At 45.1% G+C, this 24,851-nt stretch carries 21 protein-coding genes; 18 read left to right on the top strand and 3 right to left on the bottom strand.

What is annotated here, in order from left to right; all coding sequences use genetic code 11:
- The first annotated feature begins 197 nt into the window (after positions 1-197).
- From R7Q11_RS18840 to R7Q11_RS18800, 9 genes are all read left to right on the top strand, one after another.
- Positions 198-359 carry a hypothetical protein gene (locus R7Q11_RS18840; RefSeq protein WP_155396901.1) on the top strand — a complete coding sequence of 54 codons (162 nt, stop codon included), beginning with the start codon at positions 198-200 and terminating at the stop codon, positions 357-359.
- A 233-nt stretch (positions 360-592) separates the two neighbouring features.
- Entirely contained in the window at positions 593-1,144 is a 552-nt protein-coding gene (locus R7Q11_RS18835; RefSeq protein WP_050550060.1) for an N-acetylmuramoyl-L-alanine amidase, read from the top strand.
- A complete protein-coding gene (locus R7Q11_RS18830; RefSeq protein WP_033905455.1) occupies positions 1,144-1,494 on the top strand; it encodes a hypothetical protein in 351 nt (116 codons plus the stop codon). The genes R7Q11_RS18835 and R7Q11_RS18830 overlap by 1 nt, the downstream gene beginning before the upstream one ends.
- 281 nt (positions 1,495-1,775) lie before the next feature.
- Positions 1,776-3,425: a hypothetical protein gene (locus tag R7Q11_RS18825; RefSeq protein ID WP_053307363.1), complete on the top strand. Its 1,650-nt coding sequence runs from the start codon at positions 1,776-1,778 to the stop codon at positions 3,423-3,425.
- Between the two features lie 46 nt (positions 3,426-3,471).
- A complete protein-coding gene (locus R7Q11_RS18820; RefSeq protein WP_054577210.1) occupies positions 3,472-3,903 on the top strand; it encodes a DNA-directed RNA polymerase subunit alpha C-terminal domain-containing protein in 432 nt (143 codons plus the stop codon).
- Positions 3,896-5,470 (top strand): hypothetical protein, encoded by a 1,575-nt coding sequence (locus R7Q11_RS18815; RefSeq protein ID WP_225466628.1) that lies wholly within the window; start codon positions 3,896-3,898, stop codon positions 5,468-5,470. Before R7Q11_RS18820 ends, R7Q11_RS18815 begins: the two co-directional genes overlap by 8 nt.
- 21 nt (positions 5,471-5,491) lie before the next feature.
- Entirely contained in the window at positions 5,492-6,160 is a 669-nt protein-coding gene (locus R7Q11_RS18810; RefSeq protein ID WP_104968932.1) for a hypothetical protein, read from the top strand.
- A 9-nt stretch (positions 6,161-6,169) separates the two neighbouring features.
- Entirely contained in the window at positions 6,170-6,778 is a 609-nt protein-coding gene (locus tag R7Q11_RS18805; RefSeq protein WP_017635635.1) for a hypothetical protein, read from the top strand.
- 13 nt (positions 6,779-6,791) lie between these two features.
- The gene (locus R7Q11_RS18800; RefSeq protein ID WP_042522736.1) at positions 6,792-7,289 is read left to right on the top strand and encodes a hypothetical protein; all 498 of its coding nucleotides are present in this window, start codon (positions 6,792-6,794) and stop codon (positions 7,287-7,289) included.
- 65 nt (positions 7,290-7,354) lie between these two features.
- Here R7Q11_RS18800 and R7Q11_RS18795 read toward each other — a convergent pair whose 3' ends face one another.
- The gene (locus R7Q11_RS18795; protein WP_213869207.1) at positions 7,355-8,686 is read right to left on the bottom strand and encodes a Fic family protein; all 1,332 of its coding nucleotides are present in this window, start codon (positions 8,684-8,686) and stop codon (positions 7,355-7,357) included.
- Between the two features lie 539 nt (positions 8,687-9,225).
- Between R7Q11_RS18795 and R7Q11_RS18790 the strand changes: the two genes are divergently transcribed.
- From R7Q11_RS18790 to R7Q11_RS18770, 5 genes are all read left to right on the top strand, one after another.
- Positions 9,226-10,767, top strand: coding sequence for a type I restriction-modification system subunit M (locus R7Q11_RS18790; protein WP_158159331.1), 1,542 nt, complete (start codon positions 9,226-9,228; stop codon positions 10,765-10,767).
- Positions 10,757-12,088, top strand: a complete 1,332-nt coding sequence (locus R7Q11_RS18785) for a restriction endonuclease subunit S (protein ID WP_158159330.1) — start codon at positions 10,757-10,759, stop codon at positions 12,086-12,088. The genes R7Q11_RS18790 and R7Q11_RS18785 overlap by 11 nt, the downstream gene beginning before the upstream one ends.
- An 82-nt stretch (positions 12,089-12,170) precedes the next feature.
- Positions 12,171-15,257: a type I restriction endonuclease subunit R gene (locus R7Q11_RS18780; RefSeq protein ID WP_158159329.1), complete on the top strand. Its 3,087-nt coding sequence runs from the start codon at positions 12,171-12,173 to the stop codon at positions 15,255-15,257.
- Between the two features lie 289 nt (positions 15,258-15,546).
- On the top strand, positions 15,547-15,879 hold the full coding sequence (locus tag R7Q11_RS18775; RefSeq protein ID WP_069516203.1) for a hypothetical protein: 333 nt from the start codon (positions 15,547-15,549) through the stop codon (positions 15,877-15,879).
- 73 nt (positions 15,880-15,952) lie between these two features.
- Positions 15,953-16,366: a hypothetical protein gene (locus tag R7Q11_RS18770; protein WP_158159328.1), complete on the top strand. Its 414-nt coding sequence runs from the start codon at positions 15,953-15,955 to the stop codon at positions 16,364-16,366.
- A gap of 399 nt (positions 16,367-16,765) precedes the next feature.
- Here the strand turns inward: R7Q11_RS18770 and herA are convergent, their stop codons facing one another.
- Both herA and R7Q11_RS18760 read right to left on the bottom strand, forming a co-directional pair.
- Positions 16,766-18,595 (bottom strand): anti-phage-associated helicase HerA, encoded by a 1,830-nt coding sequence (gene herA / locus R7Q11_RS18765; protein WP_158159327.1) that lies wholly within the window; start codon positions 18,593-18,595, stop codon positions 16,766-16,768.
- Positions 18,592-19,857: an SIR2 family anti-phage-associated protein gene (locus tag R7Q11_RS18760; RefSeq protein WP_140219535.1), complete on the bottom strand. Its 1,266-nt coding sequence runs from the start codon at positions 19,855-19,857 to the stop codon at positions 18,592-18,594. The genes herA and R7Q11_RS18760 overlap by 4 nt, the downstream gene beginning before the upstream one ends.
- A 341-nt stretch (positions 19,858-20,198) precedes the next feature.
- On the opposite strand from R7Q11_RS18760, the gene R7Q11_RS18755 reads away from it, so the two are divergent.
- From R7Q11_RS18755 to R7Q11_RS18740, 4 genes are all read left to right on the top strand, one after another.
- A complete protein-coding gene (locus R7Q11_RS18755) occupies positions 20,199-20,759 on the top strand; it encodes a hypothetical protein (RefSeq protein ID WP_042522733.1) in 561 nt (186 codons plus the stop codon).
- A gap of 11 nt (positions 20,760-20,770) precedes the next feature.
- Positions 20,771-21,286, top strand: a complete 516-nt coding sequence (locus R7Q11_RS18750) for a hypothetical protein (RefSeq protein ID WP_158159326.1) — start codon at positions 20,771-20,773, stop codon at positions 21,284-21,286.
- The gene (locus tag R7Q11_RS18745; protein WP_033905439.1) at positions 21,286-22,098 is read left to right on the top strand and encodes a hypothetical protein; all 813 of its coding nucleotides are present in this window, start codon (positions 21,286-21,288) and stop codon (positions 22,096-22,098) included. The genes R7Q11_RS18750 and R7Q11_RS18745 overlap by 1 nt, the downstream gene beginning before the upstream one ends.
- 128 nt (positions 22,099-22,226) lie before the next feature.
- Positions 22,227-24,851 carry a hypothetical protein gene (locus R7Q11_RS18740; RefSeq protein ID WP_213869206.1) on the top strand — a complete coding sequence of 875 codons (2,625 nt, stop codon included), beginning with the start codon at positions 22,227-22,229 and terminating at the stop codon, positions 24,849-24,851.

Raw genomic sequence — 24,851 nt, 5'->3', positions numbered from 1 at the left:
ACTAGAAAAAAGACAAAATGAGTTATTCAGTTTATTTAAACGCATATGAACTATGCGGATTAATGTCGCTTATCATCGTACTAGCAATTAACCTATTTAGAACTCGAAACGAGCTTAAATCCACCAAGGCGCGACTATCCTTTGTGATACGCAAAAGCCTCAGTGTTGAGGGAGAGTACATGTACGATGGGTGCAGAATGAACGTGATATTTGATGCGGTGCGATACAGCGGAAATCAGTTTTACTTGATGCGTAAAGATCAGGTGATGGCCAGCTTCCACGTAGAACCCTATCGAGTTAATCCTGTTCTTGATTACTTCAAATCAAACAAGATAGAGCCCGTTCAAAACCGACCATAATCCAAGCAAAGCCAGCGTTCGCGCTGGTTTTTTTCTAAATTGCAGGCAAAAAAAAGCCGCGAGGTAAGTGTTCGCGGCGCAAGAAGCTATTACAAAGGTTAAAAATGAAGTTTCAACGTTAGTTGACACCAGTCGATTGGGATGCCGATCTGGTAAAGCAAATATATTTCCTATTCCGAACATAGTCAATACCTAAGTACATATTAGTTAAGCTAAGTTTGGGAATTTATAAAATGAAAAAAGTCTGTATTGTTGTTGGCCATAGTTTTAAAGATGGCGGCGCTTACAACGAAACATTCGGAATGAATGAGTATGGCTATAATCATCCCCTAGCCAGCTTATTGGCCGCCGAGCTACATAAGCGAGACATTCTTCCAGTGATCATGTATCGAGACACCTACTCACGGATGATCGGTGATGTGAACGAATCGGGCGCTGACTATGCCATCGAGTTACATTGTAACAGCGTGGCCAATAAGTCAGTTCAAGGTTCAGAGACATTGCATTGGCATAAGTCGGACAAGAGTCAAGCACTTGCTCAGCGCCTACAAAAAGCGGTGGCTGGACTTATCGGACAGCGTGATCGTGGCCTTAAGCCTATCTCGAACACTGGTACTGATACTCGCGGTTGGCGTTTCTTGATGAAAACCAAAATGCCAGCCGTGATTTTGGAGCCGTTCTTTTTGTCTAACGACGAGTCGTTACAAAAGGGATTGGGACTGCGCGAAAAGCTAGCCGTAGCACTGGCAGAAGCGTTCGCAGAACACATTAAAGAGAGCAACTAATGATGGGACTAGCAAAAGTGTTTACAAGTAGTCTATTTAATAGCGCCACCAGCGAGAAAGTAGGTGGCATTATCCACGAACTGACCGAGTTTGGTGATCGTGTGTTTACCAGTGACGAAGAACGCAAAGAGTTTGCCTACAAACTGGCAGAGCTTGAAGCGGCCAGCTCTAACACATTGGTACGTACTGGACGCGCCGCGATGATATGGAGCATCGCGCTGGTGGTCGTTTATCAACTCATTGTTCGTGACTTTTTGGCCGTTTTCTATGGTGTTGACCTTCCATGCTTAGAGACTGACACACAAGAGCTACTAAGCAACGTGTTCGGCTTTTTGGCAGGAACCCTATAACAACTGAAAATTTTTTAAATTTTTTTAGATGCCCTTTCCTATCCCCTTTTCTCTCAAAAAAGATGCACGATCAACGACATAGAAATCCCCTGTCGTTACCATTCCCACAAAAGCACACAAAAAGAAATAAATTCATTATATAACAATAATTTAAATGCAATTTTACCCCTATTTTTTTCGCAATAAATCTTAACTACTATCCGAAATTGAGCGAATTTTTACCGCTTTCCTGCGGCTTAACTATTCCGAACACACTCAATTAATAACTAAGGTTTATTTACATGGCAGATAAACGTTCTAACTTCAACAAACGCATTGAGGCGATTCATTTAGGCGCTCAAGCAATGCATAATCTGTGTGTCGAATCCCAATTCGATTCACAAACAGGCATATTTCTAACTGACGACGATTCTCGTGGCGCGGCTATTTTGTCAGCCATTGCGAATGAGCCTATGTTCGAGTCAGTGTCTCAAGAAACAGCGGTTAGCATCGTATCAGGCATGCAGTCTGCGGTGCGTGAATACGAAAATACTTACGGCCACCTACCTAGCGATGAGCTAATGGCATCAGCTCACGCAACTATGCGTAACATGATGATGCTAGAGGGTGCTAAGCGTGATGGCTCAACAGGCGCAATGATGCTTGAGTCGATCGGTCAATCTCTATCAACATCTGAGGGTGTTGAAATCCGTGCGAAGATGGTTGGCCTAGTGCTTCCAGTTCTTCTTGAGACAGCAACACTTGACGCTGTAACGATGATCCCTGCGGGCGCTAACGAAGTTGAGATCTTCAAAGTGTACCGCCGCACTGGTTCAAACTTCGGTGACTTCGCAGCGGGTACTGAGATCGACCAAGCAACGGTTGGCCAATACTCATCAATGCGTCAACGTTACAAGTTCGCAGACGAACAACAGCCTGACGGTACTAAGACAACTCACGTCTTTGACTCTAAGACTGACCTACAACACACCAAGTTTGAAATCCCATTCACGAAGACATCTGTTTCCCTATTTATTAACCATAAACGTGTGGCTCGCGACCTAGACAGCAACGGTAGTCAAATAATGACAGGTACTCACAATGGTATGGTTATTAACTGTCAGATAGACCATGCAAAAGGCAAAGTTACCGTCACTCCAACATCAGCCCTACCAGCAGGGACGGTTCTGCACATCGAGTTCGAAGTAGACATTGAAAGACGCCCTGACCTTATCCCAACGATCGACCATGATATGGACTCTCGTATACTGCGCCCACGTCAAAACGCAATCGCAGCAGACGCGACTATTCAAGCGATGTTCACAATGCAACGCGAGTTTGGCCAAGATCTGAAATCTCTACAGATGAGCCACATGCGCAACACATTGGCATCGGAAAAAGCGACTCGCCACCTAGTAGATATGGACTTTGCTTGTACGCGCGAAGAAACATTCAATATCTACGTAGCGGCTGGTGAAGATTGGCGTCTACATCGTGAACGTCTAAACGAAGTTCTTCTAAACGTTTCTACGAAGATCCTACAAGCGACTCGCACAACTGGCATGACAGGTATCTTTGCTGGTACTGGCGCGTCAACAATCCTTAAGTCACTAGGTGCTCCATATTTCGTAGCTCCGGCTAACTACCAACAGAAAAACGCTATCCACTACGCAGGTAAGTTGTTCGGCATGTGGAAAGTGTTCGAGTGTCCGGTAGTGATCGGTACGAACGACATGCTTTGTTACGGTCGCGGTTCTTCTCACTCAGAAGCGGGCTACGTAGCAGGTGATGCAATCGCAGCAACCATGTACACGCATCCAATCGGTAAAGGTCTAGTAGCGTCTAACACGCTATACGAACTGGCCTACGGCGAAATCCATCCATTCGACGGAGAAGACTACTTCTACCGCGTGAAACTTATCGATGAAGCTCCTGTAGCAGCAGCGGCATAAGGCAAGTAAGCGGCAGTCTTACGGGCTGCCGCTCTTGGGGGATTCGATGAAAGAAACGATCGTTTTAATCACCAACCACACACCAAAGGAAATCACGGTTCAGGGTCGCGTTATGCCGCCACTGGCCAAAGATTTCCCTCTCTCAGTTTTCAACGTGAACCGCTTCAAACACGAAGTGGAAGCGGCCTATCCAAACGGCCTCGTTTCGGTTCGCCTTGAGCCAACGGTTCTACCAGAAGTTCAAACGAAACCAGACACAGCCACCAGCGACAAAGGCACAGCGCTATCCGCGCTTGAGCTTAGCGCGAGCGTTGAAAAAGCACTGATTAACCACGGTGTGACAACGGTTGAGCAACTAACCGAAATGACGAAAGACAACGTGATTGCGGTGAAAGGTATTGCTCAAGCGGGTTTGCAAGAAATTGTAGACCAGCTTGCAGCACAGGATCTAACGCTGAAAGAGACAGAAGATGAGTAAGATTGAATTTTCAATGGATAACGTCTCACAAGTTGCGGTTTCGCCAATTAACGTTGACTCGACAACTAAGCAAGGCACTGGCTCTAACCAGCTAGTGTTTGGCGGTGTGATTGTGTCTCAAAAAGGTAAGCCGTTCGAAGTGATTCCGGTAACGGCGGCTAACTTCCTAGACAAGCTAGGTAAGCCTTACCACTCAAGCCTTGGCAAATTGGCTGACGGCATGCGCGTTCTTGATGAAGCCTTGCGCGGCGGTAATGGCCTTGTGGTTCGTGTCGTACCAAAAACGGCAACCTATCCAGCTATCAAGCTAACCAAACCAGCAGACGAAGTGACGATCACTAACGAAGCGATCAACTACTCGGCTGACCTGTCACTTGAAGATGGCGAATTTTTAGCGATCGCTATCAAAGACGGTGCGCAATCCGATAACCGCTCTATCACGCTTGCGAAAGCAGACGAAGCGACTTACGGCGCTGGCATGTTCACTCTTACCCTAGAGGAAGAACAGGCGGCTGGTGGCTCTGTAGTGCTAGAAGAATGGGTTGTATCCCTAGAGCCTACAGCAGTAGACCAAATGGGTAGCGCTGCGTTTATCGAGACTGTTCTTGAAGAACGTTCGCAGTACCTAACTTGTCGCATCGATGCAGAAGTAGCGAAACGCGAAGTTACTACAATTGCGAAAACCAAATTCACAGGCGCGACCAACGGCAATATTAGCGACATTACGGCTGACGATTACCAGAAAGCAGTGAAAGCACTACGCACTACCGTTTACAGCTATAACTACGTTTGTGGTTTGGGCTGCTACGAAACAGCGGTAATCACTGACCTAGCGCAAATCTGTAAAGACAAACGCATTTCTGGCTACTTCGATATTGATCCTCGCCTAACGCACGAAGCGGCATTGGAGTTCAAAAAAGGTCTGAACTTCAACAACCATCGCGCTTCATTCGTGCATATGCCTTACCTCGCTAAGTGTCGTTTCTACGGCAACATGGCGGTATGGGGCGGCTCGGGTATCGGCTTTGCAGCTAAAGCGCTTGGTGTTGCTAAAACCTCTCCAGTCGGCGGTTGGCACTACACACCAGCAGGTGTTGAGCGTGCTGTTATTCAGCGTACTAGCCTAAAACCAATCCAAGGTGCTGGCGAGCCTAACTACCAAGAAATGTACAAGGCACGTCTAAACAAACTAGGCACAGACGAAAACGGCAACCTATTCATTGATGACTCTCTAACGTCATCTGCGGCTGAAAACTACCTACGTTTTGAGCAAATCGTGTCTATTGCTGACGCTATCTCACGCGACTTCTACGCACTAGGTAATCGCCTAAAACACCAACCTGACGGTGCAACGCTTGAGGGGCTAACTGACGGTATGGCCAGCATCCTAGAGGGCTATGAAGCCGTTGGTGCGCTAGTGACACCTCGTAATCCAGATCAAGACGGCGAAAGCGCTTGGACACTGGAAATCAAGCAAGTCGAAATCGACTACTGGAAAGTCACTTGGTCGTTCTGTCCAACTGGCTCCGCACGTCGAATCCTTGGTGAACCTGTACTAATCCGTTAATGAACAAAGAGCAAGAATAGAATGAAATCAATGTTTTCTGAGGGTTCTGTTCTTGCTCGCCCATTTGTGATGCCACAAGTGGCCGAGCAGGAACAAACTGAAACTGCATTTTTTGAGTCTGTAACAGAAGACCAACTTCTTGAGTCAATCAACCGTGCATCAACCATCATTGCTCGCCAAGACGCAGCAGCGGCTTGTGTTCAGTGGGTTAATGGTGGTGACAGCTCAATCGACAACCTAGACGCAATGCTATTTGGCATGGCTGGTGGCGATGACGATACCGAGCTAACCGATGGCCAAGCAGCGCTCTACGAATCGCTACAGGAAGCGGCTAGTGAGTTTATTGCTCAAGTTGGCCAGCCTAAAGATGGCGACATGCGAGAGGCACTGGAAGATCCAGAAGCGGCAGATCGCATCTTTGAATCCCTAGAGCGTGGCCTAGACAACGTGGACTCAGACGAAGCGATCGCAGAGTTCGCCGTTCGTGAATCAATGATGCTCGAAGCGCTTAAGAAAGTGATCCGTGACGGCAAGGTAACTTACATCAAAACCAATCGCCGTAAGCGCCGTATGAGTGCAGCACAAAAAGCAGCACTTAAGAAAGCGCGCGCGAAAGCTCACAGCTCAGCGGCTAAAGCAGCTCGCAAAAAGTCTAACCGCATGCGCGATTCTCGCGGTATGGACAAGTAAGGGTAAGCAATGGCTGTAATTGTCGGCGTACCTAATGATGATGGCGTATCTATCCACAATAAATGCGCCATTACACAAGTCATAGGCGGTCAAGAGGTTACGGTCATTGGTTACATGACTGATGAGTGTCAGCTTGCCTTTAGAGCGATATGGGAAGCGCCGTTTGAGGGCGATTCCGTGGGTAACATCAATGCCCTAGATAAAACGTCCTCAGTCGCGCAAACCGTGTCGGATAAGACGAGTAAGACACTATGGAACAGTCAACAAGTTTGGCAAGGAAACGAACCGCCAGAAATCACAGCAACGCTGAAATTTGTCGCGTTCACCAATGCCAAATCAGAGGTTAATGATCCCATTAAATACCTGGCTCAGATGATAAGTCCCGAGCTGCAAAATACTGTTCCAGTCAGTTCCGATGGCCTTGGTGGCCGTGTTCCAAGTGATGCGAGATTCAAGATTGGCAAAGCGCTCAATCTACCTATGCGTATTAGCGAGGTGAGTTATGACATTAACGCACCTAAGACGCGAGACGGGAATTTCGCTTACAATACGGTAACTATTACTGCCGCTCCTAAGCAAATGATTAATCAGTCACAGATTCCGAATCACTTCCAATAGAATAGGTGTAATTATGGCCGGAGCATTTAACGCAAAAGGCGATATGAATTTCTTAAAACAGAAATTCACTAAGAACGTCCAAGCTGGCGAAAAGATGATGGGTACAGAGTTCGAGATGAAAATCGAAGAATACCCTAATCTTAGCGTTTTGGTGCGTTCTACTCAGTTTCCAGCAATGGGTCGTGCAGACGTAGAAGATTTTGGCCAAATGGGCTTGGGCTACATCCAAAATGGTGCGCTTGAGAACAAAGGCGAAATCGCGGTGACGTGCGTAGAAACGATCACAGGTACAGTGCTAGAAATGCTACGTGAGATCGTTCGTGAAAAGAAAATGGTCACTGTCGTTATCGAGTCTACGCCTGAATCAACTAAGGGTAAGGGTGCAACCTCGCATCGATTCCGCTTGGAGCACGTAAAAGTACGTTCAGACGTGATCGACCTATCGACAGAAGATTCAGCAGCACTTGTTAAGCCAGCTATCACACTGCAATACAACTGGGTAGATTTCTAATCGCCAACCAGTCCTATTCTATTCCCTACAAAAAGGCCGCCAGTTTGGCGGCTTTTTTGATGCTCTTAAGCTTTGGTTAGCCTATCTTTCAAGTCGGCTGGTGCAATGTAGGTATTCTCGTTGCCATCCTTTGATTTGAACAGCAATTTCAGCTCCACCAGCTTCTCAAGATACTTGCGCGCAGAGGTATGAGACACGTCAAAATCAGACTGGATTTCCTTAACAGAAAAGACACGTCCGGCTGTTTCTAATCCCTTGGCCAGAATCACAATGTGCGGCAGTTTCAACACGCTCTTAAGCTTGGACTCGTCTAGCAGCTCGCGCACCTCTCTCGTATCTTCAATCTTAGATTTGATGTACTCGTTAAAGCGCTCAATCGCATTGATGATGACCGTTAGCTGGTAGTCCACAAAGTGCGTTAAGTCATTGTCGTCCGTTTCGGTGTAAACGTAGCTTCTAATGTACTTGGTTGGCGCGCTCTTAAGTGGTGCAGAGATCGAGACGTACTTAAAGTTCTCATAACCACGCTTAAGGATGAACCAGTAGAAAAGCGCCCTAGCCGTTCTCCCGTTGCCGTCCATGAATGGGTGAATGTAGCCAATCATAAAGTGCAGAATACAAGCCTTAACGATTGGGTTAATAAAATTGGTGCTGGTGGTATGGTCGGTGTTGGCGAAGTCACATAGTTGCTCAATGAGCTTCAAAACGTGCTCATGTTCTGGCGCTTCATGAATAATATCGCCAGTGGCCACGTCCCTAACCATGACTGCATCCGTTCTGTATTGGCCAGCAACGTGCTCATTCTCTAACACTCCATCGGTGGCGATGCCATTAAACCCGCTAATCAATTCTGGTGTGAGCTCTACATCCTTAAGTTCATCGGCCATCATGATCAAACGCCAGTTATTGATAATCATCCGTTCGGAGTCATCTTGCGGCTCACGTTCTGTTTCAAGCATTTCCTTGGCCACCTTGCGCGTTGTGGCCGCTCCCTCCAATTGAGCGCTGCTAATGGCTTCTTCCATAATCACGCTTTTCACTAGGTGTGCCTTTTTATCTTGAGCAGATAGCGACAAATCTTCTAGTTTAAGCTGTTTATCGATGCGGAATAGCTTAGCGTCGAGACTGGCGGCACTAAGCTGGAACGGATTGCCCTTTTCATCAACAAGCGAAATGTCGTTAAGGCCACGTCTGATTTTTAGGGCATGCCAAGCGTAGCTCTTTTGGTCGCCTTTAAACTCTTTTGAACGGTACTGGAAGTCATTCCAGTGCAAGTAATTACCGCTACTATCAAACCCGTATTTAATTGGGTCTAGCTTGTCGATTAGCTCTACTACTTTAATAAAATCAGTAGGTTTTGCTGGTGGGAGGCTAACCCCCGCAATCTTTTTGCTCATGCCGTGAAACTTTTTCAAAATGTTTAATGAATCCAGTATTACACACAGGCAGCGGGAGTCAATCGCTTATCTATCTGGTAGTTACAAGGGGTGCAATGCTTTGCTGAATACTTTCAATAATACAGTTGTCCCCTTAACTTCCATCCCAATCGATCAATATTCTCTGCCAGTGATCAACAACTGTCGGTAGACAGTAAAGTTCAAAACCTTTCGAATAGTTGGCTTTTCAGGAAGTCACTCTCAAATTCACTTCGTAACACTTCTAAGTGCCCCATTATCATTTTCGAATGAAACTACCTATGTTTGGATAGGATAAATTTTCGATTAGTCTTACTAATGATAAATGATGTACTTAGAGCCAGCTAAGTTAGTTCTTTTTAATCATCCCTATCAAGAGGATGGATACAGTATCCCAGCGCCATAGTTTGAAACTCTTTGAGTAGTTACTTTTTCATTCTGGTTTGCCTTGTAAATGGCGTATAAAAGTAGGGTTTGGTATGATAATTGATTAATACCAAATTACGATGAGAACAAGAAAAATGGTTAGAAATGTTGGCGATAAAGCTTTTTTTGAAACGCTATGGGAATCAGCCGTGGCGTTGCGTGGTGCGTTGCAACCATCAGAATACAAACACCCTGTACTGGCACTTCTTTTCTTTAAGTACGTAAGTGACTCTTTTGGCGAGTTCCGCAGCGATGCTCAAGAATGGATTAAAGACGAAGACCACGAGTTCTTCGAAATGGATATCGACGATCCTGATCTGTATGAAGCAGCAAACATCTTCTGGGTTCCAGAAGTGGCTCGTTGGGAATATCTTGTAGCCAATGCAAAACAGCCAAACTTTGCGAAGATTTTGGATGATGCCTCTAAGGCAATCGAAGATAACAACCCTGATCTAAAAGGCATGCTTTACCGTGGGTTTGGTCTACTCAAAATCCCATCAAGCAAACTGGGTGAGCTAGTTGACCTGCTTGGCACTCTGAGCTTTAACAACAAAGAGCATCGCTCTGCTGATGTTCTAGGTATGGCGTATGAATTCTTCCTGGGTAAATTTGCTCTTGCAGAAGGTTCAGATGCAGGTGCCTTCTTCACATGTGAGTCCATCGTAAAAACTCTTGTTGAAATCATCGCTCCGACGCGAGGTATTCTATACGAGCCAGCGATTGGTTCTGGCGGCATGGTTGCATGGTCTGAAAAGTTCATGGAAAGCCATGGTGGTGAGCGCGGTGACATCAGCGTTTACGGCCAAGAATACACATACACCACATGGAAGATGGCAGCGATGAACCTGCTTATCCGTGGTATCGATTTCGATTTGGGGGCTGAGAATGCCGATACACTTCTGAACGATTTACATAAAGATGTTCGTGCAGATTACATCCTGGCGAACCCGCCGTTCAACCAAGAGAAATGGGGCGCAAGCAAAGTAGCAAATGATGTTCGTTGGAAGTGGGGAACGCCAACAGATAGCAACGCTAACTATGCTTGGATCCAACACATGCTTTACCACCTAAATGATACTGGTCGTGCAGGTGTGGTCATGGCGAATGGTGCCATGACATCTACAGCGAATACTGAAGGTGACATTCGTAAGGCCATCATTGAAGATGATCTGGTTGAGTGTATGGTTGCTCTACCGCCGAAGCTATTCATTAACACTCAGATTCCTTCATGTCTGTTTATCTTCAACAAGAACAAGAAGCGTAAAGGTGAAACTCTCTTCATCGATGCTCGTCATCTGGGCCGTCTAGAGTCTCGTGCACAAAGAGTTTTCGATCAAGAACATGTCGATGAGATCGCTCAAACCTACCACGCATGGGCTAAAACAGAATTTTCTGTAAAGTCTTATGTAGATATCCCTGGTTTCTGTAAATCAGCCACATTGAAAGATATAGAATCAGCGCACTTTAACCTATCTCCTGGTAGATATGTGGGAGCCGCTGAAGTAGAAGAAGATGAAGCGTCATACCAAGAGGATATGGCAACACTAACAGAGCAACTTTCAGCGCAGATAGCTACATCAATTACTCTTGATAAAAGAATTGCCAAATCTCTTGAGGAGGTTGGCTATGAAATCTGAATGCGGGAAAAAAGTAAAGCTAAGTGAATTAATAACGATCAAGCATGGCTATGCTTTCAAAGGCTCTTCCATGGTTGATTACCCTACATCAGAAATACTGGTTACTCCTGGCAACTTTGCAATTGGTGGAGGCTTTAAATCATCAAAATTGAAGTTTCATTCAGGAGATATACCTGAAGGTTATCAGCTCTCTCCTGGTCAGCTAGTAGTCACCATGACTGACTTGAGTAAAGATAGTGACACCCTTGGCTATTCTGCATTAATTCCTGACGACGGTTTTACCTATTTGCATAACCAGCGAATTGGATTAGTTGATATCAAAGATGAGAAACAAATAGACAAGCTGTTCCTTTATTTTCTGATGAGAACACCATCATATAGACATGAAGTATTAGCCTCATCTACAGGGACAAGCGTAAAGCATACCTCCCCAACAAAAATTATGGACTACGCTGTTAATCTTCCACCAATCAACATACAAAAAAAAATTGCTGGCTATCTTTATGATCTTGAATTAAAAATAAACAACAACAAAGCCATGAACCAGACCTTAGAAAAGCTCGCCCAGCGCATCTTTAAGTCTTGGTTTATCGATTTTGATCCAGTGAAGGCGAACAAGGAAGGTCTGCCTTTCGATGGTTTGTCGCCTGAAATCCAAGCTTTGTTCCCAAGCGAGTTTGAAGATTCTGAGCTGGGGATGATTCCGAAGGGGTGGGAAGTAACTCCGCTTTCAAAAGTAGTGAAACTGACTGGAGGTGGAACGCCTAAGCGTTCTGAACCTAGTTATTGGAACGGTGAAATACCTTGGTTTTCAATGAAAGATGCTCCAGAAAATGGAGAGGTTTTTGTTATTGATACTGAAGAGAAAATTACTGAACTTGGCTTGCAAAAATCTTCGACAAAGCTACTTCCTCGCGGAACTACAATTATCACCGCTCGTGGTACTGTTGGTAAGCTTGCCTTAGTTGCAACCGATATGTGTATGAATCAATCTTGCTATGGGGTAAGAGGAACTGAAGTAGGTGATTACTTTAATTACTTCAACCTCAAACAAGCGATTTCGACATTAAAGCAAAATGTTCATGGTGCTGTTTTTGATACGATTACGACTAACACCTTTGACACTTACTCTTTTGCATTCAGTGGAAGCGAAATAGCCAATGCATACAATGAGCTAATAGCCCCTCTACTTGAAAAGAGCGAAATAAATGCTCGACAGAACATTACGTTAACGAGACTACGTGACAGGCTATTGCCGAAGTTGGTCTCTGGTCAAATTTCTGTAGGTGAAGTAGCACAGGAGCTTGCAGAAGCGGTATAACTGGAAGTCCGAGCCCTGCATTGGGGTTCGGACTGGCTTAATCATATTCATAACAAAAACAATAAATAAGAATGGATATAAAATGAAAATAACGGAAGAAATGCTAGAAGACCATTGTATGGTCTGGTTTGGAAGCCTCGGCTACCAAACGTTAAACGGCAGTGAGTTAGAACCGAAAGGTAGTACACCAGAGCGAGAGTCGCTCTCTGACGTCGTTCTCAAACCTCGGCTCCGCCAAGCTCTGCTGAATATCAACTCACACTTGCCAGAAGAATGTATCGATACCGCCATTGGTATCTTGCTCAATACAGTTCCGTCTGTTGAACGTGCTAACCACACATTCCATCGTCAAATCATCGAAGGCATTCAAGTTGAGTATGAAGACGAACGTGGGCACCCTGTAGGGGATAAGGTCAGGCTGGTTGATTTCAATAATGAGCACAATAACTGGTTGGCCGTAAGGCAATTTTCAGTCAACGGTGTCACCAATGGTGAGATCGATAACCGCAGACCAGACATCGTCGTATTTCTAAACGGCTTACCTATTTCACTTCTTGAACTCAAAAATCCTGCCGATACCAAAGCCGATGTATGGCGAGCGTACAATCAAGTTCAGACGTACAAGCAAGCCATCAAAGATCTATTTGTCTTTAACGAGTCCCTAATCATCTCAGATGGGACTGAAGCTTACATTGGCTCACTAACGGCCAATAGAGACCGATTTACTCCTTGGAGAACGATTGACGGCTCTCGTGATGACACTGTCGATACATTGGCCCTTGAGGTGATGGTTCGTGGATTCTTCAATCAAGAGCTTCTTCTCGATTATCTTCAATACTATGTCTCATTCGAAGTCGATAATGAGAAGGTCATTAAGAAGATCGCTGGTTATCACCAATTTCATGGTGTTCGCGCTGCTGTTGAAAGTACGATTCGAGCGACTCGCCATGATGGCGACCAACGTTGCGGTGTTTACTGGCACACTCAAGGCTCTGGTAAGTCACTCTCGATGACATTTTACAGCGCCAAGCTGATGGCATCGCCATCGATGAACAACCCAACAATAGTTGTCGTGACTGACCGTAATGACCTTGATGAGCAGCTATTCGAAACATTTGCTGAAAATGCAGAGCTACTTGGTGATACTCCTGTTCAAGCCAAAGATCGAGATGAACTGAGAGAGCTATTAAATAATCGCCCATCTGGCGGCATCATCTTCACAACCATGCAGAAATTTGCTCCGCCCAAGGGAGAGACTCGCTGTAAGCCACTCACAGATCGCTATAACATCGTCGTTGCAGCAGATGAAGCACACCGCTCACAGTATGGTTTAAAAGCTCGTGTAGACAAGAAAACTAGTGAAATGAAATATGGCTACGCTCAGCACCTTAGGGACTCTTTACCCAATGCAGGTTTCATTGGCTTCACTGGTACGCCGATTGAAATGGAAGACAAGGATACTCGTGTCGTCTTTGGTGACGATGTCTCTGTCTATGACATCGAGCAGGCCCAAAAAGACGGTGCAACCAAACCGCTTTATTATGAGAGCCGTCTAATCAAGCTTGATATGAGCAAGAGTACAAATGAGGAAGACGTAGACTCCAAAGTTGATGAGTTGGTTGCTGAATATGATGAAGATGATCAAGCTAAGGCCAAAACTCGAAATGCGGCATTAGAGGCTCTAGTTTGTGCTGAAGACCGTGTAGATCGCCTGGTTCGCGACTTATTGAAGCATTTTGCCTCTCGCGAAGAGACGTCTCTTTCAAAAGCGATGATGGTCTGTATTAGTCGTGAGGCGTGTGTTCAGGTCTACGATAAGATTGCTGAACTCAAGCCTGATTGGGCAAACGACGACCCAGAGAAAGGCTGCATGAAAGTCATCATGACAGGCACATCTGATGACCCAGCCAAGTACCAAAAGCACATCCATAAAAAACCAATTCAGAAGAAGATCGCTAAGCGAGTTAAAGACCCTGAAGATGAACTGAAGCTGGTCATTGTTTGCGATATGTGGCTGACAGGTTTTGATGCGCCTTGTTTGAATACCATGTATATCGATAAGCCGCTTAAAGGCCATAATTTGATGCAGGCTATCGCTCGTGTTAACCGTGTATTCCGCGATAAAGAAGGTGGTTTGATTGTCGATTACTTAGGTATCGCGCCTGAGCTTCGCAATGCAATTGCGAACTACACAGCAAGCGGTAACGGCTCTCCGACAATTGACCTAGCTGAAGCTTTGGCTGTGACCATGACCAAGCTAGATATTTGCCGTGGGATCATGCACGGCTTCGACTACAGCGACTATCGAACTAATACTCTTGGCTTGCTTGCAGGTGCCATGAACCACATTCTTAACCTTGAAGATGGTAAGAGACGGTTCGATAAAGCGGCCCTGTCTCTATCTAAAGCATTCAGCCTATGTAGCAGCATGGATGAGGCCAAAGATATCAAAGAAGAGATCGCCTTCTTTGAAACACTACGCGCAGCCATTAAGAAATCGACCACCTCAAAACAGCGCATGTCTGATGAAAATGTTCAAACGGCATTGAGGCAAGTTGTGTCTGAAACTATCGTTTCTGGTGAGATTGTAGATGTCTTTCAGTCCGCAGGATTGAACAAGCCAAACATTAGCATTCTCGATGACGATTTCCTTGCAGAAGTCGAAAAAAGTGAGCACAAGAACCTAGCAGTAGAGATGCTCAAAAAGCTCATTCAAGATGAGATAAAGACGCGCACGGTTAAGAACGCTGTCGCTTACAAGACGTTCTCTGAGATGCTACGTAACTCCCTTGATAAATACCGTAACCGTTCGGTTGAGACCAGCGTAGTTATTGAAGAGCTGATTAAGCTGGCTAAGGAGTTACGGGAGTCAGCAGATCGCGGTGAAGAGCTGAATTTAACCAAAGAGGAGCTGGCCTTCTTTGATGCGCTAATCGCTAATGATTCTGCTCGTGAAGCAATGCAGCAGAAAGACATTCTGACTATTGCTAGAAAGCTTGCTGAGGAAATTCGTAAGAGTGCACAACCAGACTGGGCCAAGCGAAAAAACCTTCGAGCCAAGATGCGCCTCAAGATTAAGCAGATACTTAAACGTACTGGCTACCCGCCTGATGAACAGGCGGAAGCTGTCGAGCTTGTTTTAGAACAAGCAGAGCTGGTAAACCCATAAGCAATTATTAATGAGTGCCACCTTGGTCCTACAAAGGTGGTGCAATAATTTATCTCATGTGTGATCAGCCAGATTATCTAAAAAGGCAAATGATAATTGTCCAGAGACGTCTCACGACGCCTAGCTTGGGGACAAAAGCGACTTAGTGCTACTACTCTAAAGCGTTTCTGCACCAGTGCATGCCATGGTCTCCGACTACAACCGTACCATCCTTTACAGTTTGACTTATTAAACCTAATGCGATTATGATGACTCAATAGGCTTGTAGGTTGGTTTTGAAAGTAAAAACATGAGAATAATCATTGTGTTGGCATTGGCGTTATTTACGGCGATGCACACCCAAGCTAAAGATAATAATACCCCCTTATCGTGTCAAACTGACAATGGAACAATGTTTGTAATTGATGATTGGTTAGTTACTGAAATGGGAGGCAAACCAGTCAAATTTAAGGTGGTTGATAAAGATAGCTATTCTGTAACAGGCGTATTTAAGCCAGTAGCTAACGTAGAGATTCATGTTAGGCTATGGAACCAGACTCATTTAGATAAGACGGTTGCTTATTCGGCAGAATTTGAAAATGGTCTTTTAATGAGAGCAAATCAGGTCGATTGTAAGAAGTAATAGCAATTCATTAAACTGTATCCTTACCGCAAGCTTAAACCTGTAGCTGCTTCACAACAAAACAGATAGTCGTATGAATAAAGTGAAAAAAATTAAGAATAAAGTGTTACTTCTAGTTGCGACAATAGTTTCCATACCATGTTCTTATGCCAATGAATTCCTTACTGAAGATTTTTACCTAACATGTACAGATACCACATTCTCAAAAAAGGAAATGATATCTAAGGTTGGAAGTAAAATTAATATCTCTGGATACGGAAAAACGGAGACTAATACTATAAAGAGCTATATGCCCCTTGGAAAAGACGGTGTATTGTTTTTCTTAGAAGAAGAAGATGGGTATAACAGTAGCCAGAAGAGATTAAGATCGGTAACAATAGAACCTCTATCGGGTGAAATACGCATAGGCTACAATATTGCGACAATATTCAAAGATAGTGGTAACTTGCTCGAGACATACCACAAAGACTATATGGATTGTCGCTAAGCTAAGTATATATATCGGTGCTTTCGTTCAAGAGCAAATCAGCACGCTCAACTAGGGTTAATCTGCTCTAATTCACCCTTGGCTAATTCTTGGGTATCCTGCTCTCTCATACCTATTTCTAATGCTAAATATTGATATACAATCCATATGACTATGGAGGGTTTCGAATATGAGTCGAATCGATACGTTATTAACCGAAGCAGATAAAGAACTCTGCGAGGTCTCTGACAAAACGAAAGCGATTTGCAATGATAGATGTAGTTGCTGTCCTTTAGGTATATTACCTGAAATTGAAACTGACAGCGGGGTTGACGAAACCAGTTCTTCATAGTTTACTTTCGTCCAATTTTGACTTGTTATTAAGTCTGGCAACTACAGCCAATATTCCAATTGAGATACTTATGTCCATATTGATGCAAATGCGGCATCAGAAGATTTTGGTTTAGGCTCAGCTTCATCGATAGAAAAGCGAATAGGGATATTGAAAGCTGAACCGAAACCGATAGCGTCCCCTCTAGGTAAGCCAGAAATTTCACTAAGAGTATGTTCGTTACCATTTTCTATCGCATGTCTTAGTGCATTGATGTCCCGCTCATTAGTTAAACGCAAAGAAATCCAATTTGAACACATGGCAAGAACTGTAGAAGATAGCTCTGAAGGCCTCTGCGTACTCACCAGTAAAGAGCAGTTAAATTTACGCCCTTCTTTTGCAAGTCTTTCGTATGCTTTAAGTTGAGTACCTTCCTCCGAAAAAGGGTCTCTAAGGTAATGATGTGCTTCCTCTAAAAGAAGCATTGTTGGATAATTTTGATCTTGGCCTCTTTTAAACAACACATCTGAGTACATTTCTAAAAGTGAACCTAAAATCATTGGGGCATGATCGTCTGCAATATTTTTCAAATTAATGATATGAACGTCCCAATCTTGCAGTTCCCCCAATTTTTTACCAAAAATATAGTCAACTTCTTTCTCAATTTCTTCGTCCCACATGATCGCAGGGTTATTGATAGCTTGGCCACCAGATAGATTAACTACATTGTTAAAGCGAGGGTCGTCTACAAGTTGTTGGATAATCTTAACTAATGGCAAGACGTTGCCATAACTAAAAGCATCCCTTTTACTTGTACCGTTGGGCGTGAATGCTTGGCAGCCAAACTCCGCAACAAGGTTAGCTAGAGCATTAAAAGGAGGCCATGTTGGAAAATACCCAAGTGAGTTGCTTCTTAGTTTTCTCAACCATTGACTTAATTGTTCTTGTCCATCTTGCCGACAATCATCAACCAATTCGAACCAATTTGTAGTTGTAGAAGGCCGTATGGTCTCTCCTGTAAATATAGTGCCATTGTTGCCTGCACAGACCATATGAAGTGATTTCAAGGCATTTCGTAATGCAGGTAATTGTGTTTTATCGCTCGGTCTTAGTAGCTTGATCAAGCCTGCATAACCAAATGCCTGATAAGGAATTTGGTGATAGTCAGGGTGCTTACCATCAAAAACCTCGGGGGGCGGAGGTGGTACGGCTATAGGCGGGAATACTTTAGCGGCGGGACGGCTGCCTAAGATCGTCTCTTTCACTCGTGTGTGTCCAATAAAAGCATCGGCATATTCGCCATTGATATCGAATATAACGAGTCTAGAGCTTTTAAACTTCGCACGAATTCTTTGTGACAATAACGCATTGAAGTTTGATTTTCCATAGCCCGTACTGCCTAGGACGGCAAGGTGTCTTGATAGTAGAGAATTGAGGCCTGCATTAATCTTGGTTGTTTTAGTTCTAGAATCTCGGCCTAGCTCAACAGTGGAATTCTTTTCATCTTCATTAACACCATAGATACTTTCTAGGTAGTCGCTCGATAGTGGAATAGCTTTCGCGCCTAGCGTAGGTAGCTTCCAACTCTCAGAAATAAATTTTCGATTATCACCATCCTGACATACATAGCCGATGGAATACGCTATGAGTTGCCTTAAAGGGGTGTCAATTACATTCATCGTCCCCACATTAGAAGAGTGGGCTTTATCAGGATCAACAAATGCCATGTCTGTAACTCTGGCAATCACAAGATTAGTACCTGCATCTAATCCAATTAAATCACCTGGCTGAGAAACAGAGCTTATACCGCGTCGGTGAGATGCTAATTGACCTTTATGTCCTTCCAGTAAGTTAACGCGAATTTTCGTTCCCTCAAGAGCAACCACATACCCAATAGAATCAATAGTCTCAATGCTCATATCTGATTTCCACTTTGAACTAAATCATTGATCGCAGCTACAAGATCTTGCGTTGAAGTATCTCGAGGGAATAAAACTGGTTTCGGGATGTATTTAACAAATGAATCGAAGTAAGCAGATGAGCCTCCACCAACAATTGTAATTTGATTCAATGACAGTGATTTGAGCTTTTTAATACACTTTTGAGATTCGCTTAAACCTTCGGCATCTACCGAGATTTTATCAAGTTCAGGATAAAAAATAACAATATGTAAAGATGGGTTTAGTAGTGCACCTAGAATTATCCGATTGATATGGTAGTCACCAAAACCATATCCGTTGATGATGATAGCTGTTTGAGGCTTTGATAAGAACTCACTAAACCGACGAAACATCTCGCCATATACAAAGCCGATTGTATGGTGGTACTTATTCGCACCTGGATAAATTAAGAATTGCTTGTCATAAACATGCTCTCCATTTATCAATGGATCAATATAGCGACTTTTAGCCAGAGCAGAGGGGACTTCTTTAATGTCACTGTTATGCTCTTGAATCCATGACAATGAGCCATGTAATTTATGCAAGTAAGCATGATAGTGTCCAAATCTAGCTTCACCTTTTGCATTAACGTTTCTGAAGCTCAAATCAAAATTTTGGGGTTGGAAAGTTCTCGTATGAAGTCCAGAAAAACCATTGACAAGTTGTATACCTATTTCTTCGGCCGCCCACTCTAATGAAAGATCATAGTTGGTGGTGAAAAGCATCGGAGCTGCTTGACCTGGCTGGCGATTTGAAATTAATTTTTCAAGCAGTTCTCTGTGATATTGGAACTTGTCTTGAGACCCTAATTTCTCATCACCAAAAGATTCTTGCTTTACCAGTAGTGCAGCTTTAGTTACTGATTGATATAAGCAAAGGAGGATTTTCTGAAGCTTGCCCACTGGTTGGGACTCAAAATCTGTTTCGATGTTTAATGGTGTTGTCTTTTTGTATACCGATAAATATTGAGTTACTTGATCTAAAAGTTGCTCCACATTTACATCTTTATTATTGATGTTTTCTTGAGTTATGAGATTAAAAGTAAGTAATTCATCGAGTAGATCAGGCGAACAGTTTATTGCATCAAGCCATACTCCTTCCATTGTCATACCGCCACATCCTACGGATGCACCAGCACCAAGAAGAACACCAATGTTTTCTAATTGGCATAAAGAGCCTAGATGACTTTGAAAGTCATCCTCAGAAATTGCAATACCACCTTGATAGATAAAGTTACTCATTTGATTATTCTCAAATAAAAACACACTGAGAACATTGTGCAACTTTATGTGTATAAAAACAATGAATCACGTAGTCAAATGAGCTGAGGAAAGACAAGTATCTTATTGAACTTTCTACACATGGGATGAGTGTGTAGGTTTGCAAAGTCGGTCGTTAAACATTCTTATGCTTTACAAGTGAGTGAAGTGGTTGTCCTAACTCACTTTTGTCCAAAAATGAGTTTCGGTCTTTGTTGTCCATCGACAATAACAAAGTTTAAATCGCGTGCCCTATTTGTTTGAGTTAATATTCACCAAGCCTATCCCCTATCTCAAAATGCGCCGCCACTACCGGAGCGGCCATGACACCGATTGAACTACTCGAAGACGTGAAAGCGAGATTCCCTATCTTGCTCCACGACGACGAAAAGGCGCTGTTAAGCCTACTGCGTAAAGCGCTGGCCAAGTACCAAGAGATTGCCGGATTTACCACTAAAATCCGCATCCAACAAAGCGACTTAGCCGATAGCAATCAGTTTGAATTACCGTCCGACTTTGCTGCAAGGCTGGTGGTCAAAGATGACCGTGGCCGTTATGTGCGTAGCGAGGTTTGGGGCAACGTTCTTGAACTGAAATTAACGGGCGCAGAAACATTCCCACTGACATTGATGTACATGCAAAACGTACTCAATGAGCCGTTTGATTCGTTCCAGCTTCCAACGCCGTGCATTAGCTTACTTGGCGATTATCTGGAATTGCTGATCACTATCCCGAACGCAGAGCGTCAACGCCGTATTGCCATCGCTGGCAAGTTGGATGTGACCGATATTGCTGCCGAACCTGATCTAGCCGCACGTAAAGCCGAGATTGAAAACTCAATGCGCGCGAACCGTGCCATTGTTCCACCAGTATCGTTGCTCTAAGCGAGGTGGCCATGAATCCATACATGCAGCTCGCCAAACGCGCGACCAATAACTTTATGAATAAGCCGTGGCTGCAAGGCTGGCAATGGGCGGTAGAAATCGACTCGCCGGACGCGCCAACGGACTTTGATATTTACGTAAAGGATATTGATTTTGGTGCTGGCTCTATCGATGCGGATTCATTCCAAGTCGGTTCTGGCTCGATTGCGCTGCCTACATACAGCAGCGTTGGCGAAATCACGCTAACGGTTCGTGATGACCAAAACCTGACTATCTCCAAGTGGTTTGAAAACCGAATCAAGAAAGTCAGAAACCAAGACGGCACACTCAACATCCCTAAAGAGTACGTGTTTAAGGTCAACATTTTTACGCTCAATGAGGACGGCAAAAAGTCTCTCTATAAGAGCTATCAAGTCTTTCCTACCAAGATTGGCAACGTGATGTTTTCACGCGAAAACGGCAACCAGATCCAGTCATTCCCGCTCATTCTCCAAAAATTTATGTCTGTAGGTAACAAGATACTGTAATGCACATTCCGTCATTTCCACTACCAAGTAACATTTCAGAAGTGATTGAGTTTCGAGTCCCAACCGTGGAAGACGCTCTATTGTTCTGCGACCTCAACGAGTACCAAGAGGAAGCCAACACAACTCGCTATCTGAACCACATGCAAGACACCAGTAAGCGCCCTATGAGTGATAGCGGCCTATGGACTGGTGAAGATCGCCGCGCAGCATTGTGGTGGATTTTTATGTCCACCAGCGAGCTAGGCACTATTCCCTTTAGCTATGAGTGCGAGCACTGCAAAGAAACTCACTATCTCGATCTCAATATGGGCGAGCTAATGGAATCGGCCAAAGCGCTCAATGGATTGCCAAAACAAGAGATCACCTTAAGCGTGAAAGGCAAGTCATACCTAGCGAACGTGAAACCACTAACCGGTTACGAAGCGGAGCAACTTGAGAACATTCGCAATGAGCGCGACCAGTACGAACCGGACAGCGCTGAATGGAAGCAGCAAGCGAATCACATGGCGCTCACTGAGCTGGCCTACTGCCTAACGTTCGAAGATCAACCCAAAGACCAAGACGATGCCCTAGTGTGGAAAATCGACCTATTGAAATCGATGTACCTCAACACGGAATTTCGTGTGGCCTTTGCCAAGGTTGAAAAGTGCCTACGCAACGCGCGTCACGGATTGCTCACCAAGTACGACGAGGGGCGTTACTACCTAGTCGCCACCATTCCGCAGTGCCAGAAAGTTATCGAGCAAGGAGGTGAAGCAACTCGAACGTTGCTCTTACCCTTTCGGCATAACGACTTCATTACAACGTTTTGATTACGTTGGTTGGAACGTACTGATTGAGAACTTAACGATCTACGGTGGCCAGCCTATCGATGCGGTATTCAAAACACCTCAAACGATGGCCATAAGCCTAGATAAAGCGCTCCAAGACAAGGTGAAAAATGGACAGAAACCAACAAGAGGTTGATCTTTCACTGGTTGTTGATGCAGTGAAGCGAGCCAGTGACAAAGAGCTGACCGTGCTATCTGAGATTAGTCGCAAACTCGATGGCAAGACTCTACCAAAGAGCCAACAAAAGGCCGTCCTTGCAGTGGATACAAAGGGCATCGAAAAGGCGGTAACTAAGGGCGTTTCCAATGCCTCTCTTAACGTCTCTACTATTCCGAGCATTAATCTACAAAAAGGATTAAAACAACAATCAAGCGACACACCTAAACCAAGTGCAACCAAGACCAAGCGTACAGGTGAAATTGAGTTGTCATTTGCGCCGAATCAGCCAGCAGAAACACAAGCCAAGCCGGACGCCAAAGCGATCGAGCAAAGCAGCTCTGTAAGTGGCGTAAAGTCGATTGCTGACACGCTCAAAAGCGAGGACGCGCGCGAGCCAGTAAAACAAGCGCCCGTTGTCGTGAATGTAGAAGCGCCAGAATTCAATTCTGAACGTTTGGATACCTCAATCCTTGATGATGTACCAGAGAAGTTAGAAAAGGCTGTCTCTGACGCACTGGCAGAGTTTGAGGGCTATTGGGAAGACGCTAACGGCAAGCTTCGACGCTCCGATGGTCGCTATGCGAGTAAGCAAGAGCAATCGGCTTACAAGAACGCACAACAAACCGCATTAGAGCGCCAAATTGAAAAGCAAACCGACACGGAAAAGGAAAGCCAGAACGTTTTTGCCAAGGTGGCCACCAGCCTTAAGCAACTGGCCATCAATAACGTGAAAGAGTTCCTACAGGAAGAAAACGACGCGACCGATGCGGCTGGCGCTGCGGCTGGTGGTTCGTTCTTCTACTCCGCTAAAGAGCTTTACCACTTAGGGCAAGACGCTAAAGACGCACTGGATGAAGTGACCGAAAAAGCCACCTCAACCAAAGACAAGCTAAAAGAATCGAAACTAGGCCGACTCTTTACCCGAGGCAAGAAAGCGCCCGAGGCAGACAGTCAGGCCGTTACAGCCATAGAGACAGTTAGCCATGAACAACTATCAGCGACAAAAGATTCGTTCGAGACAAGCCATTCAACGCAAATTACGCCTAGTGATCGACCTAACCGTGATGGTGCTAGGGGTAACGTGTCTGTCAATCGTGGTGGGGTCGATTCTAGCCGGATAAGCAAGGCCAGTGAGCTAACAAGCACCAAAGATCAGAGCTACCGAGCAAACATGCTTGAGGTATTGCACGAGTCCAGTGCTGACCGCGAACGCCAGTTCGATGATGTGCTAGATAAGCTTGATGATCTGATTTCGGCAACCAAAGCAGCGGCGAACGATGGCCAAGGCGGTCTATTAGATCTCGCTGGCGATATGTTTGAACGCCGCCGTGGGCGCGCTGGTGGACATACTGGCCGTAAAGCGGGTGGCAAACGTGGCCGAATCAAATCGCTTATGTCAGGCATTGGCAGCAAAGCCTCAAACGTGGCCAGCAAGGGCGTATCGATGGCGGGTGCTGCCTTTAAAGGTATGTCTAAAATCGGCTCTGTTGCTGGCAAGGCGATCCCTTTCCTTGCTCCGGCCTTAATGGCCTACGATGCGTTTAGCGAATTCACTGACAAAGACAAGCAGAAAGAGACGTTCAACCTCAAAGATAGCCAAGAGGCGACAACTGGCCAGAAAAGCTCAATGGCATTGGCGAACGTGCTCGATTTGGGTGGTCTAGTCAGTGGTGGTGCTGGTTTGCTTGGTGCGGCGCTTGGTGCGTTCGGTTTTGATGGTGCTAAGGAAGCGTTGACCTTTGATTCTAACGATCTAGCCAAGGGCATTTACAAGCTGTTTGGCGGCGAGATTGAGGATGACAAAAAGGCCAAGCCAGAGAAAGAGGAACACCTTAAGAGCGCCGAAGCCTACCACACAGCTAAAGTGTCCGGCGACGAGAAAACCATGCGCGAACTTGATGCGAAAAACTCAACTCAAGTGACCTCCCAAGAGGCATCGCAAAATGTCAGCGAGCAAGGCATTAGCCAGGACAAACGTGTGAAAGTGGCCAAGGAAACTGGCATGGATATGTCCGGTATGGTCGAGCATCCCGAACTTGGCCAAGTCTACTCGCCAGAGAAGAAAGCCGAGCAGGTTGCCGCCGTCGATGCGGAGATCAAACGCCGTAAAGAGGCCGAGGCAGTAGCCGCTCTAACCAAGGCAGCAAACAACACGCAAACCAACAGCGTGACCACAGCCAGCCATGAATCATCCATCAATACCGAGCTAAGTAACCAGAAAACGGACACTCAATCCGTGGTGAAAGTGGATACCGAAAACACCTCGAATAAGACGGTTGCAACTCAATCATCCATCCAACGCAATGAGCGAGTTAGCGAGCTGCAAGCACAGGCAGCAATGAAAGACCTCAAAGAGAGCGGCAAGCCTCAAACCGTGGAACTTAGCAAGCATTCATTGGATGCCATTGGGCGCGCGGTTAGCGGCAGCGATGCAACCAAACCAACCACTATCTTTGCAGCGCCTAGCGGTGGCTCAAGCAAAGACAAACCAGCGTCAGCCACTAAGGCTAGCGGCTCTATTCCTCTCAACTTTGATGACCGTTCGTTACAGCGTCAAAGCGCTGATATGGAGTGA

The organism is Vibrio sp. 970, assembly GCF_033339075.1.
This window is presented reverse-complemented; position numbering and strand designations above follow the sequence as displayed.